General features: G+C 46.6%; 10 protein-coding genes. All 10 read left to right on the top strand.

Annotation, left to right across the window (positions count from 1 at the left end; genetic code table 11):
- The first annotated feature begins 5 nt into the window (after positions 1 to 5).
- Complete coding sequence (locus tag M6D81_RS03735) at positions 6 to 1,796, top strand: cache domain-containing sensor histidine kinase (RefSeq protein ID WP_262675472.1); 1,791 nt, start codon at positions 6 to 8, stop codon at positions 1,794 to 1,796.
- A gap of 213 nt (positions 1,797 to 2,009) precedes the next feature.
- The gene (locus M6D81_RS03730; RefSeq protein ID WP_262675574.1) at positions 2,010 to 6,710 is read left to right on the top strand and encodes a sugar-binding protein; all 4,701 of its coding nucleotides are present in this window, start codon (positions 2,010 to 2,012) and stop codon (positions 6,708 to 6,710) included.
- Positions 6,711 to 7,131: 421 nt separating this feature from the next.
- Positions 7,132 to 8,049: a carbohydrate ABC transporter permease gene (locus M6D81_RS03725; protein WP_262675470.1), complete on the top strand. Its 918-nt coding sequence runs from the start codon at positions 7,132 to 7,134 to the stop codon at positions 8,047 to 8,049.
- Entirely contained in the window at positions 8,046 to 8,918 is an 873-nt protein-coding gene (locus tag M6D81_RS03720; RefSeq protein ID WP_262675469.1) for a carbohydrate ABC transporter permease, read from the top strand. Before M6D81_RS03725 ends, M6D81_RS03720 begins: the two co-directional genes overlap by 4 nt.
- Positions 8,919 to 9,027: 109 nt before the next feature.
- Positions 9,028 to 10,470 carry an ABC transporter substrate-binding protein gene (locus M6D81_RS03715; RefSeq protein WP_262675468.1) on the top strand — a complete coding sequence of 481 codons (1,443 nt, stop codon included), beginning with the start codon at positions 9,028 to 9,030 and terminating at the stop codon, positions 10,468 to 10,470.
- Between the two features lie 76 nt (positions 10,471 to 10,546).
- On the top strand, positions 10,547 to 11,647 hold the full coding sequence (locus tag M6D81_RS03710; RefSeq protein WP_262675467.1) for a TolB family protein: 1,101 nt from the start codon (positions 10,547 to 10,549) through the stop codon (positions 11,645 to 11,647).
- Positions 11,648 to 11,977: 330 nt separating this feature from the next.
- Positions 11,978 to 12,934 carry an ABC transporter permease gene (locus tag M6D81_RS03705; protein ID WP_262675466.1) on the top strand — a complete coding sequence of 319 codons (957 nt, stop codon included), beginning with the start codon at positions 11,978 to 11,980 and terminating at the stop codon, positions 12,932 to 12,934.
- A gap of 11 nt (positions 12,935 to 12,945) precedes the next feature.
- Positions 12,946 to 13,833, top strand: a complete 888-nt coding sequence (locus tag M6D81_RS03700; protein ID WP_262675465.1) for a carbohydrate ABC transporter permease — start codon at positions 12,946 to 12,948, stop codon at positions 13,831 to 13,833.
- A 78-nt stretch (positions 13,834 to 13,911) separates the two neighbouring features.
- Positions 13,912 to 15,789 (top strand): hypothetical protein, encoded by a 1,878-nt coding sequence (locus M6D81_RS03695; RefSeq protein WP_262675464.1) that lies wholly within the window; start codon positions 13,912 to 13,914, stop codon positions 15,787 to 15,789.
- Positions 15,790 to 15,883: 94 nt separating this feature from the next.
- Positions 15,884 to 17,491, top strand: a complete 1,608-nt coding sequence (locus M6D81_RS03690; protein WP_262675463.1) for an extracellular solute-binding protein — start codon at positions 15,884 to 15,886, stop codon at positions 17,489 to 17,491.
- Positions 17,492 to 17,559 lie beyond the last annotated feature (68 nt).

The raw sequence follows: 17,559 nt of genomic DNA, 5'->3' as shown, positions 1-17,559 counted from the left end.
GGATCATGCTTGGCAAAATAAAATCGATGAATCTGATGAAGAAGGGAATCTTATTCGTCATCGTATTTATCTTTCTTCCGGCGCTGATCATTTTTTGGACAGCCTCCAATCAGGCTGCTTTGGCGATTAAGCAGCAGGTCGGCAAAACGTTGTCGGAGTTGAACAGACAAAATCATGCGACCATCGATCGAGTTATGGATGCTATTGATCAGAATATTGTCAAGATGATGAGTTCAAGCCTGATTCAACAATGGAATAAGCCTCGCCCTATTTCAGAGGAGCAGCGCGTAAAGCAATACGTAGCTACGGAAAAGCTGCTTGCTGAATATTCATCCAGGGAAAAATATTCACTGTTCCTTTTGGAGCATGACGTAGCCGATTATTATTTTGCTCCTTCTACTGACATATCGGATGCGGGCGTGTTTTTTGGGGATCATCAGGAGGGGAAGAAGTGGCTCGAAAATGCTTTAGACGCTGGCGGAATGGGAATTGTTCAGCCGATTCATCAGTTGGGCTTTACGAACTCTCCTCAGCAAACCTTTGCATATCTAAGAGCCGTGTCAGACTTGTCCTCCAGCGAGAAAACCCGGAATGTCATTGCAGCTACAGGAATTGAGACGGTCATTCAAGACGCGCTTAATGGGATTGATTTGCCGGAACAATCCAGAAAATTTCTGGTGGATCGTAATGGAGTGGTGCTGGCAGGGGGCAATCCGGAATTCCGCATCTTTGTATTGCCTGAGCAGGGAAAAGAGTTGCTGCCTAATGTATGGGTAACGAATCGTCATATGTATGTCTATCACGATAGTCCATTGTATATGAATCGCCTTGTCTATGAAATTCCGCTAAAGGAGGTACTAGGCTCGCATACGGCGATGCAGGATATTATTAAAATTACGGCATTATGCTATTTCGCGGTTATTTTGCTGGTGTTGTTTTTTTTCGGCAAGTCGATTATTCGTCCAATGGCACGGCTTGCGGCTTTCACGCGCATGTATGAACCGGGCAAAAAAATGGAACGGTTCAAGGAGGGCGAGCGCAAGGATGAAATTGGCGTTTTCTACAACTCCTTCTATTCCATGACAGAACGCTTGAACCAATTGGTGCAAGAGAAATATGTGATGGAAATTAAGCAGAAGGAATCGGAATTGATCTTGCTGCATTCTCAGATAACGCCGCATTTGCTGTACAATACTTTGGATTCTGTCTACTGGTATGGCATTCGGGGCGGAGTGCCGGAGGTGGCGGAAATGGTAAGGGATCTGTCGACCGTACTGCGGATTGGGTTAAGCCGCGGCAAGGAACTGATTCATGTTCGCGAGGAACGGGAGCATGTGGAGTCGTACTTGCATTTGCAGGAAAAAAGATACGAGCACTCCTTTCAATTTAGCATTGAGGTTGATCCCGCTGTGGAGAATTGCTTGCTGCCTAAAGTCATTATTCAGCCGCTAGTGGAAAACAGTATTTTGCATGGCATCGGCAAGATGGATGGGGAAGGGGAAGTCAACGTCCGGATTAAAGAAGCAGTTGATGAGGTGCGGATCACGGTAGAGGACAATGGTTTTCGGCCTGTGGACTTGCATAAGCTTCAATCAATTGTGATGGACGGGGCAGATGCTGACCAAGGGTTTGGCATACGTAATGTAAATAAGAGGATAAAGCTTAGATTTGGACAGTGTTACGGACTTTTCTATGAGCTCCGCGAAGAAGGGGGCTTAAGGGCTATTATCCGCCTCCCTAAGTTGTATAAGCTGGAGGAGCTAAAGCAGCTTGATTATACACAACAATATAAGTGAACCGGCCCCAGTAAGCCTCATGTCTTGATGAAAGGACAGCGAGGCTTTTTTAAATGAAACGTACCATCGCCATAAGGACGGCGATAGCCGTTTCACCTTGGTTGCGGAGAATAGATCATAGTTTGCTTAGAAGAGATCATCGGCTTATAAACCGGTAGCGCTTACAATAAAAGCCGGCAATGATAAACTGATGAAGGAGTGAGTGTTTTGGCAGTGAAAAAACAGCTATCTCTTGTACTGGCCGTAGTGCTGCTTTGTACCGTGCTTATAAATCCTCTCATGGATGCTGCAACATTCCGGGCATACGCAGCAGAACAGCTGGAAGAGGTACAAATCAGCGGGTTTGAAACGGAAGAGGAGGTTTGGCAGTTTGGACTTGGCGATGGAACAGGCGCTCAAGGCAGTTTTGTCCGAGATGAAATCGAGTCATACGAAGGTGCATTTTCCGGCAAGCTTTCCGGCAGCTTTGGAGCAGGAGGGAGCTTTGTTGTGCTTTCCCGAGGCTTTCTTCCGATAGATATGAAGAGCTTGTCCTTTCAAATCAAAACATCGGATATCAATAAAATTACGATTCGCTTAAAGGATGCCAAGGGGCAAGTTCACCAGCAGACGATTGTACTGCAAGCTTCGGAGGATTGGCAGAAGGTTGAAGTAACCGCATTTGACCGCGGATTGGGCTATTTGTCCTTTGGTTCGGGTACGCCGGGTGTATGGAACGGGCCTGCTGACCGAATTGAGTTTCTATTGGAAAAATCACGGTTAACAGGCGGGAAAACTAGCGGTACCGTTTGGATTGATGATATTAAGGCTATGGCAGAACCGCAGCAAGAGCTGTGGAAGACGGAAGTCGGCAGCTTTGAAAATACGTTTGATTTGTGGGAGCTTGCCTTTGGCATGGAGTTTCCGGGTGCCAATGGCGACTTTATTCGCGATTCTGCCGAGGTTATATCAGGCGTCTACTCCGGCAAGCTATCCGGAGATTTCAGCAATGGCGGCAAATATCTTTCGCTGGGAAGTAACCTGCCGCCGGTTTCTATGAAGAAGCTGGAGTTTTGGACCAAAACCTCGGATGCTCAGTGGGTAACACTGCGTATTAAAGATGGCTCAGGCCAGGTACATCAGCAGAAGGTTCCTCTTACGCCAAATGGACAATGGTCTAAGGTGGAAATTTTGAAATTCAATGGCGGCAAGGGTTACTTTTCATTTGGCGGGGCGAATGATCAGAAGTGGCATGATCCCGTGCAGCGGGTCGAGGTGTTAATGGACCAGTCCAGCTTTGTGAGTGGCAAGCTCAGCGGAGACATTTGGATTGATCAGGTTGAGATGACGTCTGAATTCCCGAATTTGACTGTTCAACAAACGCAGCTCGGCAATATTTTTCTGGAAAATGAGCCGGTTGCTTTGCAAATAGCAACGCAGGGCTCAACTGTGAATTGGAGCGTATACGATCATTTGGAGCAGAAGGTGCTAGAGGGCAGCGAGCCTGTTCAAGAACATTTGTTAAATTTGACGATTCCTTTGCAAAGCTACGGTTACTATACAGTGACTATCGATGCTGAAAAGGATGGACAGATGATTGCTGAAGCAGAAGTATCTTTAGCGCGTTTGTCTGCGGAAGATCCCACTTTGGTGGACGATTCGCCTTTTGGAATATCGACGCATCTGGCATGGGTGAAGGAAGGCTGGAGCACAGAGCTGAGCAAGCTGATCCGGCGCGCAGGAGCAAAAAGCTTCCGTGATGAGATTACGTGGGAGTCGCTGGAATATGAGAAGGGGAAATATCGCAAGCCTGCCAATCGGGATGCGTTTATGAAGCGAACGCTAGAGGATGATTTAAATCCATTTATTATTTTGAATTATACGAATCCTTTCTATGATCAGAACAGCACGCCTTATACGAATGAAGGGCGTGCAGGCTTTGCCAATTATGGAGTTGCGTTGTTGGATTTGTATGGCAATCAGATTGAAGCTATAGAGGTATACAATGAATTTAACGGCAGCTTTGGCTCCAGAGGCAACGGGCTTGCCGGCTCTCGTCCGGACAGCTATTATGAAATGCTTAAAACGACTTACGAGAAAATTAAAGCTGCCCGTCCGGATGTGACGGTAGTGGGTATGGCGACAGCAGGAACGCCTTTGGACTGGATTGAAGAAGTATTCAAGCTGGGCGGATTGGACTATATGGATGCAGTGTCGATCCATCCTTATCAGAGCCAGCGTCCGCCGGACGGGATGGTTCAAGCTGTGCGCAGTGTGCAGGAGCTTATGCGCAAATACAATAATGGACAGGAAAAACCGATTTGGTATACAGAAATCGGCTGGCCGACTAAAGCAAGTATAGGCATTCCAGAAAACACGCAAGCGAATTATGTCGTTCGCACGTATGTGCAAGCGCTTGGGGAAGGCGTGGAAAAGGTTTTTTGGTATGACCTGATGAATGACGGCATGCAAGAGGATTATTATGAGCATCACCTAGGCTTGCTCCGCAATCGGGAAGATGAAAAAGGAGCGTTTACTCCCAAGCCGTCCTATGCCTCCTATGCGACTATGACAAGAGAACTGATCGGTGCAGATTTTGTGGAGCAGGAATATGCAGGGTCGGATATTTTTAGCTACAAATTTGAAAAGTCCGGTGAGCAGCTTCGAGTCGTGTGGTCCAATGAGCCGCTTCAGACAGCCATTGAAACGGATACTCCGATTCAAATTACGGATATGATGGGAAATTCTAAAACGTATTCGCCATATCAAGGGAAAGTATTTCTAACCTTATCCGGAGAGCCGCATTATATCAAAGGCGAGGTTAAGAGTATGGTCAAGTCGTCTATGTTTTCAATTTATGGCGAGCCAGTTGTTGCTGGAGAAGCGGTTCACTTAACGCTGCAAATGAACAATAATGGCGCTGTTCCGGCTAAAGTAAGCTTTGAATTTGAAGGAAAGAAGTATGAGCTGGAGGCGGAAGAAGGGCAGCAGACTGAACAGCCGCTGCAGCAAGCTGCGATTTCAAAAACGGGTTCGCGGGTGCTGACAGGCTACCTGCAGGATGAGGGCAGAAGAATAGGCAAGCTGCAATATGTAGTACAATCGCTTCATCCCTATGAGGTGAAGGTTTATCCTGCTTTGGAAAGCAAAGATTTGGAACAAAAGGCGATTGCGCTGCATATTAAAAATTTCTCCAAGCAAAATGAGCTGGTCATCAATGGGATTGAATGGCAGCTGGGAAATCAGCAGGGGATGCAGACAGATCATGTTCTGGTTCAATCGGATGGCACCGCTATTATAAAAATTGGAGTAGCCGCTTTGAACAGGGAGGAAAGCTATCCTGTACAAATAAAGGTTAATTTCGAGCAGGCGGAGCCATTTGAATACGAAGGTAAGTTTGATTTTAATCCTATCCATATTGAAACCGTTGCCGTTGATGGCAAGCTAGATGAAGGCATAGAGGAGAGCGTGCCTACGATCCATCTGTCTCAAGGTACAGTCCAGATGACGGATTATAAAGGGAAAGTAGATCTGGATGGACAATTCTGGCTCCATTTCGACCGTGATCATTTTTATTTGTCTGCAAAAGTGGTGGACGATGTGCATGCTTACCAGGCTGAAGGGGCAGATATATGGAAAAACGACAGTATTCAATTTGCCATAGCGCAAGGCGTGCCGGGCAGCGCATCGGAATGGTATGAATACGGCATTTCCGATACAGCTAAAGGACCGCAAATTTATCGCTGGAATGCTCCAACAGGGGCTGCAAGAGGCCCGGTGTCGAATGGACAATTGCAAATTACACGCGATGAGGAGCAAAAGCTGACGATTTACGAGCTGGCGCTGCCATGGTCCGAGCTGGCCCCGATGAAGTACAATCAGCCTGACGGCATCCATTTCTCATTGCTTGTCAATGACAATGACGGCAGTGGCAGGAAGGGCTGGATCGAGTGGGCATCCGGTATCGGGCTTGAGAAAAAGCCAAGCTTGTTCCGGTCCATGCAATGGATTTTGCAGGCATATGAGCCAGTCATCCAGATCAGCGGTATCGCAGAAGGCGAAAGCTATCGGGACGGAGTGACGCCCGAGGTCAATCTTGTGGACGAATCCGGCAATTGGCAGATTGCGCGAATGGAGTTGGATAGCGAACCGTGGATGGCTGGCACGGAAGTGATTCAGAGGGGCAGTCATACGTTTGAGGTATGGACTGAGAGTGTATACGAGCAGCAGATTAGCAAAAGCGTATCGTTCGAGCTGTATAGCAGCACGGTTTTGGAGCTTGGCGATGCATCAGGAGCTTCAGGTGAGGCAATTGAGCTGGAAGCGGCAGTGAAGGATGCGGGCGGACAGCCGGTGAGCGGAGGTGAGGTTGCGCTTGAATTGTACGCGATCCAACCGGACGGAACGGCAATACCGGTTGAGGCAGAAGCAACGTCCGGCATATACCTGACGAATGAGAAAGGAGTCGCCGCCATAGAGCTGAGTTTGGCAGCGGGGCTATACGAAGCGAGAATGAAATTGCATCCGGGTGATTATTATTTTGCATCCGAGGCGAAATCCTATATTGCGGTTAATGATTCACAGGCAGGCTCGATCCGGCTGAATGGCCACTTCGATCTCGACGGGGATGCTTCCTTATTCGGGAATAAAGCGAAGAAGGTTCATATGAATATCGGGCCTGACCGGTTTCGCATTCATGCCACGCCGCAGGGAATAGACTGGACGTTTAACGCAGATTGGATGGTCGCAGTGGAAGGACGCACCTTCTTGCAAGGCACGGCGATTTCCGGCGGTGAAAGCTACACTGTGCGAATTATGGGCGAATCGTCGCCGAATGCCATCTCGATGCTCATATGGAACGGTACGGACACAAGCGGCGAGCCCGTATTCGAAATGCTCGGCGCCGATTGGAAAGGCAGCATCCAAATCCGGTAAATCCATGAGGGAAACAATCGTCGGATTGCCAATTACGCAATCGTCAATCCCGTGCATCGCCATAGAATGATGGTAAAAAAAGCGCTGAGAGAACATGAGATACATTAACACGAAGCGAAGGCCGGACTCGGGACTTAACACACCCCGCAGCGCTGGCCTTCACTACGTAAATTCCTAGATTTCTCGAAGAAACATTACGTCCTCAAATAAGGATACAGGGTCGTCTTCTTTCTTTTACGTGGAGATGCAGAGGATTAATCACAAAATGCGGAGGAGCCGTCATGGGGAACGAAGCCTCGCCCTTTTATACTGAAAGAGGGAGTGATGACGATGAGCGAACAGCAATCAAATGAAGCGAATCAAGTTTTGACAGTAATTTTGCCGTCAATTGGAACAGCAATGAAGGAAGGGGGCGGTTGCTATGCTAAGGCAGATTGAAGCTCCAACTTCACAGCTAGCCGCTAATCCATGGTGCAGAAAAATGAAAGACTACGGCTGGGGGCTTGCTTTTTTACTGCCGGCGATAGCTGTGTTTTGCATATTTTTGTGGACACCGATTGTAAAAGGAATCTTTTTCAGCTTTATGAATGTTGATTTTGTGAAAGGCAACAGCTTTGTTGGCCTTGATAACTATCGTGATATTTTTGCAAGCAGCGTGCTTGCCAAATCCGTTCTTAATACACTTTATTATATGCTTTTATGTATTCTTATCGGTTTTTGGGTGCCGAGCATCGTTTCTATTGCGGTGTCGGAGCTGAGATGGTTTAAAGGGGCGATGCGCTTAATTGTATATTTGCCCAATATTGTGCCGGCTGTTGTATTATACGGAATGTGGCAATGGCTGTATGATCCGCTTGGACCGGCCAATCAGATGATGTCATGGTTCGGCAGTCAGCAGATTATGTGGCTAACGGACAAGAGTATGGCGATGATATCGATTGTTATTGCGGAGACATGGCAGTCTTTCGGTACAGCTGCCCTCATTTATTTGGCAGGGATTGTAAGCATTCCGAAAGACTTGTACGAGGCGGCCGAAATGGATGGCGCCGGTGTGCTGCAGCGCATTCGATACATTACGATTCCAGGCATTCGCCACCTTTATATTTTGTTATTTATTTTGCAGCTGATCGGAACGTCGCAAGGCTTCCTGACGCATATGGCGTTAACGGGCGGCGGACCCAACAACACAACGCTGACGTATATGTATCAAATCATTAATGAGGCATTCACGAATTTGAATTATGGCAGAGCTTCTGCGATGGGCGTGCTTATGTTCATTGTATTGGCGTCCCTGTCGATCGTCATGTATAGCATTCAAGGAAGGAGCAAGCAAGCATGAGAATAGAGGAACGGAGCATTCTGTCATCCTTTGACTATAAAAAGAAAAGTGTTTGGATTGGCTATTCTATCATGCTGCTTGCACTGGCAGCGTTGGCAGTTACGATGCTGTATCCGTTTGGAACGACCATCTTTTCTTCTTTTAAAACGAAGGAGGAGATTTTCACATTCCCGCCCAGTTTTTTGCCGCAGCAGTTGGAATGGAGCAATTATAAGGAAGGGCTGCAATATGTGAATTTAGCAAAGGGCTTTGCCAATACATTTCTGCTGTTTGCAGGGAATGCGGTCTTTTCTTTAATTATTATTGGTCTGGCCTCCTTTAGCTTGTCTCAGATGAAGCTGCCAGTTCGCAAGGGCTTTATTCTATTTTTTATGAGTACGTTGATGATTCCAAGCGCAACCTATTTAATACCCAATTTCTTGAATTTGAAAAGCTTGGGACTGATTGATTCTTACTGGGCGTTTTGGCTTCCTGCGGCAGCGAATGCATTTAATATTATGCTGCTCAAAAGCTTTTTTGACGGTATTCATAAGGAACTGTTCGATGCGGCGCGGATCGATGGGGCCTCTGAGGTTCGCTGCTTCTTCCAAATGGCGATTCCGCTGTCCATTCCTGTATTTTCAACGCTGCTTATTTTTGCATTCACATCGACTTGGAATGATTGGTATTGGCCTTCGCTAGTGCTAACTACTCAGGATAAATATCCGATTGCTTCCATGGTTTACCGCAACATTATTGAGTCCAGCATTATTCCATGGAATATTAAGTTTAGCGTATTGACAATCATTATGATTCCGCCGCTGATTTTCTTTTTGATTTTCCAGAAAAATATTATGCATGGCTTGAATCTGTCCGGTATAAAAGGCTAACCTCGGAGAATTGATCATCACAATCTATGAATAGATCATCGCGGTCAAAAGTGGATGGGAGTATGCTTGATTTGCAGCAAAGTTTTCAGTAATGGGAAGGGGAAAAACAATGAAAAAGAATTTGAAAGTAGTCGGAATGCTGGCGATTATCGCAACGATGATGTTGATGTCGGCATGCGGCGGAAATGATGGCAAGGGAACAAACGGCAAAAGCGGGCAAGAGACGCCGGCTTCCGTGAGCCCGTCACCGGATGCGGAAAAAGAAAATAGCGAAATCACGCTTACGGTCCAGTTTCCAAAGTCGGATAATGTAGTCGAAATTCCGGTTTACGAGGACAAAATGAAACGCTTTGGTGAAAAATATCCGCATGTCAAAATGGTTAAAAACGATTGGTGGTATAAGTCCGACGAGATCGGAATCAAAATGGCTGCTCATCAAGCGCCATCCGGATTTTATGTGCCGGCTACAGAAGGCGGTACGCTAGTTGGTCATGAGTGGGCGGCAGATTTGACGCCTTTCCTGAAAAATTATGAGTTTGCAGATGATTTTAATGAAAAGCTTACCTCGCAGTTTACTGTGGACGGGAAATTATATGCAGTTCCAAAAAATGCTTATATTTCGTCTATTATTATTAATAAAAAGCTGTTTGAAGAGAAAAATGTGCCTATTCCTTCCTTGGATTGGACTTGGAATGAGTTCTATGAAGCGGCTAAAGCAACTGCCGATCCGGCAAAAGGAATCGCCGGCTTTGCTATTATGGCCAAAGGCAACGAAGGCGGCTGGAACTGGACGAACTTCCTGTATCAAGCCGGCGGCGCTGCGCAAGAGGTGCAAGGCGATAAGGTTGTTTCCGCATTCAACTCCGAAGCAGGCGTAAAAGCGATGGAGTTTATGAGAAAGCTTAGATGGGAAGGCAATGCTTTGCCGCAAAACTGGGCATTAAACTACGGTGACGTCTACAATCTGTTCAAGCAAGGCCGGGCAGCAATTGTGCTGGGTGAAAGCGGTCAAATCGAGGATGCTGTTAATAATGGCGGCATGGACAAAAATGATCTTATGATTCTTCCTATGCCTTCAATGGAAAAAGGCGGAGCTCATGTAGGCGTTCTGGGAGGAAACTATATGATCGTAAATCCGCAAGAGTCGATGGAAGTTCAGCAAGCTGCGTTCGACTTCATCACTTTTGATATGTTTAAAGACAGTGAGATCGATGTGTTGAAAACCGTGCTTGAGGATCGTAAGGCGAAGGGGCAAATTAAAGCATACGGAAGTGCCGCGTACTATTACAAGGCGGATTCAGAATTCGGCAAAAAGTTCGAGGCTCTGCTCGATGAATACCCGGACAATGTATATAAGCTGGATCCAAAAGTAATCGAAGCCATGGTTGGTATTCCAGAGCCAGCATACAACGGACAAGAGTTTTACGGAGCGATTACGAATGTGATGCAAGAAGTATTCACGAATGAGAAGGCTGATGTTAAGGCATTGCTTGATGAGGCTGCCCAAAACTTCGATAATGAAGTGCTTTCCAAAGTGACGATTCAAAAATAAATGGACAGCAGCTATCTCTTCTGTAGTTATGCACTGCGGAGAGATAGCTTTACTTTTTCTTAGGGGGATGCGGGGCGTGCTGGAAATAAGTGAGATAACCGACCCTGAGACGGGGCTTACGTATAAAGGAATTGGACAGAGCGGCAGTCATACGGCACATTCTTATTTTACGGTTGTGTCCTGGCGTGCAGATAGCCGCCATATAGTTGCAGCGGTTGATGTGGATCCTGCAACAATGATTGGTACAATGATGGAGATCGATACGGTTGATGGCTCTGCCCGAGTGCTGCAGGAAGCTATGCTATGCTTTAGCGGATTAGTTACGGCGGATGATGTATTTTACTACAGTATGGGGACCGAGCTACTAGCTCTGGATATGAAAACAGGTGAGCGACGGCTTATCGCAAAGCATCCGAAAGGCTGCACATTTCTTGAGCCGCTGTCGATTACGAATGACGGCAAGCGATTGGGCGTCTATTGGGAGGAAGCGGGAAAATATGCGGTCGGTACGATAGATGCCGCAACAGGAGAGGTGAAGACGGTTATACAGCCCGACTTTCTCGAGCCGCATCCTATCGCCAATCATGCGATGATCAACCCTGTGTATGCGGACCAACTGTTTTATGCCCATGAGGGCGGCACCGAGCATATCGTTGACCGCATCTGGTCTGTAGATGTGGATACAGGAGAAGCTTGCAATCTCTATATGCAGAGGAAGCTGTCAAGCGGCGAGTGTGGCGAATATGTCGGTCATGAGATGTGGTCTTATGATGGCGAGTGGCTTTATTTTATAAAATACCCGCATAGTCCGCTAGCGCCGACGGGCATCTATCGCGTAAGCCGCGATGGTGCATTGGCTGAGCCTATTAATGGCGATTGCCGCTATTGGCATGCATGTCCAAGCCCTGACGGCCGATATGTCGTCGCGGATACTTTGCTGAATGAAGGAAGAGGCTGCGAGATTGTACTAATTGATCTGATGACGCGCAAGTCTCGCATGCTTTGTCGTGTAAATCGCTGGAACCGCCATCCCGGCCACCCGCACCCTTCCTTCAGTCCTGACAGCCGCAAAATCATTTTTACTTTTGCAGATGAACATAATCATTTGCGCATTGGGATCATTGAGCTGTATGGGGTAAACGGATGTCATCGGATGAAGCACGGATTGTCCTTATGAAGAAAGACTATAAATAAATGCAGCTAATCAGAGAATACAAGAAGTCTTTGCATAAATAACTGCTTTCAATGAAGTGAAAGCAGTTAAGTGCAGGGGCTTCTTTTGTTATTTCTGCAGCTTTAATATGTGATGAATCAATGGCTTTTTGACATGCTCCAGCTCAAGAACCCAGTCCTATCAACGGTTTCGGAAATGGGATAGCACCCTGAAAAGTGTCTATTGTGCAAGATTCGCCTGCCCGGTATATTGTGGTTATCAACTTGAACCGGCCCATTCGGGAAGGGAAGAAGAGTGGGGCGAATCGCATGACAACAGAGAGAAGGGATGAACATGAACGAAAAATTAAGAAGCAGTCAATTGCCGGGAAGACAAACGTTTGGCACGAATCGAAGGTCGGGCGTTTTACGGAAGGATTATCAGTTGTACATGCTGCTGGCGCTTCCGATCGCCTTTTTTATTTTATTTAAATATGGACCTATGTACGGGGTTGCCATCGCTTTGCAAGACTATAGCATTTTCCGGGGCGTAACGGGCAGCGAATGGGTTGGCTTCGATAATTTCCGTCAACTGTTCGCCATGAGTCAGTTTTACGAGGTGATCAGAAATACATTGCTGCTGAATTTGCTCGATCTCGTGTTTGCCTTCCCTGCGCCCATCGTACTCGCGCTTTTGTTGCATGAGCTTCGGGTTGTCTGGTTTAAAAAGATTTCTCAAACCGTTCTGTATTTGCCGCACTTCATTTCCTGGATCATTATCGGCGGACTCGTCTATCAAATGTTTTCCACAAATACAGGACTTGTTAATTATGTCGTGAACGCGATTGGTTTTGAATCCATTCCGTTTCTGACAGATAAAAATTACTGGGTGCTCGTATACTTGGGGACGGGAATCTGGCAAAGCGCCGGCTGGGGGACGATTATTTACTTGGCGGCTCTTACAGGGATCAACAAGGATCTTTATGAGGCCGCTGAGGTAGATGGAGCGGGACGATTGAAAAAAATGTGGCACATTACGTTGCCGGGCATTCGCTCCACGGTTGTCGTCATGCTGATTATGCAGCTCGGACATATTATGACCATTGGCTTTGAGCGACCCTATGTGATGAGCAATCCTCTCGTCATGGACTATGCGGAAGTCATCAGTACGTTCGTCTATAAAGTAGGTTTACAGTCGGCACAATTTTCACTGGCGACAGCAATGGGATTATTCCAAGCGCTTATAGGTCTCTTCTTCGTTGTATTAGCTAATACAATAGCGAAGCGATTTGGCGAACAAGGGCTTTGGTAGGAGGTTGAAAAATGACTAACCAAGTAGAACGAAAGATGCAAAAGGTCCGGATATGGGATATCGTCATTATGGCGGTGATCACGATCGCTTTACTTATATGCTTGTTGCCGTTTATGCATATTATTTCGATATCTTTAAGCTCGAAGCAGGCTATCATCTCCAATGCGGTGACGATCTTCCCGCGAGGATGGGACTTCAACGCCTATGAAATTGTGTTTCAAGATGCAAGAATGTTAAAGTCCATGGGCTTGACCATTGGCTTGACGTTGGCCTACACCATCATCAGTATGATTATGAGTATTTGCGCGGCGTATCCGTTAACGAAAGAAGGGTTAAAGGGCAGATCGTTTTTTATGCTGCTTATCGTATTCACCATGTTTTTCAGCGGCGGCTTGATTCCGGATTACTTGCTTGTGAAAGAGCTTGGACTTCTGGACAATTTATTGGCGCTAATCGTGCCGGGGATGATAAGCGCATTTAATTTGATCATTCTCAGAACCTTCTTTATGTCGATCCCATCGAGTCTTGAAGAGTCGGCTTACTTGGACGGCAGTTCCCACATCAATACGTTGATACGCATTGTGTTGCCGCTGTCACTGCCGGTACTGGCTACTCTAAGTCTATTCTATGCGGTATCGAGATGGAACGGGTATATGGATGCCCTCTTCTATATCACAAACCCGGAGTTGTATCCGATTCAATTAAAGCTATACCAAATTGTGATGAACAGTATGGTGACGGACCTGACAGCTCAAGAAGGGGCAATGCAAACGAATGTCGTTCCCGAAGGGCTGAAGGCGGCAAGCATTATGTTTGCAACTACGCCGATTTTGATTGTATATCCTTGGCTGCAGCGTTACTTCGTATCCGGTATTATGATTGGAGCCGTCAAAGGGTAACGGTTGATCCTTCCGCCAACTCGGGAGTGATAAACATAGAAAAAGTCCATAAAAGAGCAAAAAAAAGGAGGATTTATTGTGGATAAAAAAGGGCTGTTCGATCCAAAGACAACGGACAACAATGGGGCTTCATCCGGTTTTATGAGCCGCAGACGCTTTGTGGCCTCTCTCGGCATTCTGGCAGGTGCAGCCGTCACCAGCCAGCTGCCATCAGGCGTACATGTTTACGCTCAGAAAGAGGAGAAGGATTATGCCGACAAGATGGATGAAACCAAAAATGCGCAAATGGCGACGCAATTCGATTGGTACACGGGCTGCACCTTTCACAAGGAGGTGCTGCAGCTTGGTCCCCAATCAACGAGCATTCCGGCTGGAGTAGATGCTTTATGGCTTGATGTCGGAGGCGATATTACCGCTGCCTATCTGTGGGAACCGAGTGGCGATTTCCCATCAGCCTCAAGAGCAGTAACCCATATATCTTCCAACAATTACGCTGGTTATGACGTTACGGTAAGCGGTGTTTCGAAGCCTTTTGAGTTTTTACCGAAAACGGCAATTCATAAAAGAGCAAATGGAGATTTATCCGGATGGGGGTGCGGGGGCAATGTTGCAAATAACAGGCCAAACCTGTCATTGGCGATCACCTACGAAAACGCCATATCAAATTCGAGCAAGAGAGCTCTCTATTCGAGGGAAAAGCTTGCTATTTCCGGGGAGATAGAGATACTGCCGTTCGTTTCATTGCATGCAAACCTCCTGGTTACAGACGGAGCGACAAAAGTAAAACCACATCCTAATAGCGATTTTCATGGACATGTGGAAATTATCGGCGCGTCCCCAGACCTCTTCTTTATCGACGGAACGCTGAATGATAGATGGTATGTTGCAGAATTTGAGACAGAAATTAAAGCTAGAGTTGTAAGCGATACCATAGGCGGAAGCTGTCTCGTATTAAGCGGTGTCGCGACGAGCAACAGAAGGGCGATCATTAGCGGTATCGAAGCAGACATATCGCTGTCCAAAATGGATACGGCATGCAAGGTTATGTGTGATAACACAGCCTACTCTGGCGCTGAGAATGGAAATAGCTACGTGACATCAAACACGATAAAAATAAACGCCGCCGGCACCAGGAGAATGGTGGATGAGTATTATTCAAACGGTCAGCAAAATGTCAGGCCGCCAAAGGAAGAAATAGCGGCAAACAACTACATTTTTCAGCATCAGCCTACACGGGTTGCAGAGTACAAGCTTCTTAACATAGTTGGTAGAATGAGCGATATAGCCTGCTCGTTTTGGGATTCAAGCATCCCGACCAACTCCGACCAAATCAACATATACGGTAATGACAACAGTGTTGGCGGGGTTAATTTCCCGGCAAGGAACTCAGGTCTTATTCACGATCAAGGGCAAAGGACAAAATTCAAAGGCGTAACATACGGAACACCGCAAGACCAGTTCTCAAAAATAATTGCAACAAAGTCTATCAAAAATCAAGATTTCGTCGTTGGGGGCCTGCTTGGTTCTGCCGTGGGGACCTTAGCTATAAACGGTAATCACTCTGCGACAGCCACGACCATGCTGTCAAAAACTCTGACTATTGATGAGAAAAGAAAGCCGTACATATTGACTATAGAGAACAGTGCAAACATCACAACTGGAAACTCATACAACGTATTCATAGAGATAACAGGAGCCCACGGCACAATGGAATTTGAGCACCAGAGCTCACTCGACGGACACGTTGTAAACGAAATAGAGGTTGGAATCGGTGATGCTGTCGTTGCATTCAGCTCGGTGATATCGGGAAGCGGGACATCATCCATGAACAGCCTTGATGTGTCAACAAACTTGCTTGGCAAGATAACAATAAACGTGAAGTGTTACGGCAGCGGTACATCAAATAACGGTTTTAGAAGGATAACAGCCATTAAGGGTTGCTTTACAACGGAATAGTCATAACAGCTCAAGGATAAGGGTAATCCTTCCGTCATTTCGGGAGTGATACACATATAAAAAGTCCATACAACAATAAAGGGGAGATTGAAGGATGAAAGGGTTTTACAAAAAATGGGTACTGCTGATGTTGATGACGACGCTGCTTGCGAGCTTGTTGACTGCTTGCTCCGGCAATAACGGCGGGAATGCGGCCCAGCCTTCCTCTAATGGCAAAGGCGTCAATTCAAGCAAGGACCCTGTCACGCTGAAAGTAGAGGTGTTTGATCGGGGGAATGCTCCTGCCGGCGCCGGTCCGGTTACCGATAATTACTGGACGCAATGGATTCAGAAAAATTTTGGCGATCCTAACAATATCAAAATGGAATTTGTACCGGTTCCGCGAAATCAAGAGGTAGATAAGCTTAATGTGCTCATGTCGACTGGAGATGCACCCGATATTGTATTTACGTATGACAAGAACACCATCTATAATTACGTGAAGGACGGAGGTCTGACGGAGCTTAGCTCGTTGATTGATCAATACGGTCCGAACTTGAAGAAGTTTCTGGGAGATGAGGTTCTTAGTTACGGTGTATTCAATGGCGAGCAATATACGATTCCTGCCAAACGCACGCTGAGGTATACACAATCCACCTATATCCGAAAGGATTGGCTGGACAAGTTGGGGCTTGAGGCTCCTAAGACAACAGAAGAGTTTTATGATGTGCTGAAAGCATTTAAGGAGAAAGATCCGGGCAATACGGGCGGCAAAGTTATTCCATATGCATTTAGCGCCTTTAACGGTACAGCGCTTACAACTCCTCTGGTCATGATTAGATCCTTTTTGAAAGAGATGTCGGATGAGGATTTTCATGCGTTAACAGGAGGCGTTGACGTAATGAAGCCTGGTTTTAAAGAAGGTGTTCAATATTTGAACAAATGGAATCAGGAAGGATTGGTCAGTCCGGATTTTGCACTCGACAAAGACGGCAAACAATTCGAAAGCAATGTAGCGAATGGCCTTGTCGGCGCCTTTACGGCATTGGCCGCCCATCCCGCCTTGATGCAGGCAGGCAACGTGTTCGATGCGATGAAAGGGAATGTTCCAGGGGCCGAATATATGGCGATTGATCCGTTTACGAATGAAGCTGGCCAAACGCCGAAACGCATTTACGAACCGATCGGCATTCAAGTTATGATCCCCAAGACCAGCAAGCATGCGGCCGAAGCCATCAAATATTTGGATTGGATGTCGCAGCCGGAGGTGCTGTTCACCTTGACAAATGGAATAGAAGGCATGCATCATACAATTCAAGACGGCTTCCCTGTGGCGATTACGACTGACGAAGCCAAGAAAACGTTCTATAATAATGCGGATATCGCCCTTGTCATTAATGGGAAAGACTTCGGATCTCAAGAGAAGAATCTCGAGGCGGTTGCCCTCTCGTTCCCGGAGTACAAAGAATTGGCGAAGCAATCGATGATTAACGGCTCGAAGGACGGGTATACGCCACCGCATTTCGAACGGCCGATCGAGGCCGATATTAAATATAACAAGGTGCTTCAGGATAAACTTCAGGAAATTTTGGTCATGAGCGTTTTGGCCAAAAATGCCGAAGAATTCGATAAAATCTATGAATCTGGCATTCAGGAGTTACTCAAGCTAGGCGGGCAAGCTGTCATTGACGAACGCAGAGCCGCTTATCGGGAAATGAACTAAAACACAAGGACAACCCCATCTATTCCAGGGGGTTGTCCCTATTTACGCATAAACAAGGAGAGGAATAG

The sequence above is a fragment of the Paenibacillus sp. J5C2022 genome, from assembly GCF_025567625.1.
Taxonomy (GTDB): domain Bacteria; phylum Bacillota; class Bacilli; order Paenibacillales; family Paenibacillaceae; genus Pristimantibacillus.
The sequence above is the reverse complement of the archived record's forward strand: the minus strand, read 5'-3'. Positions and strand labels throughout refer to the sequence as shown.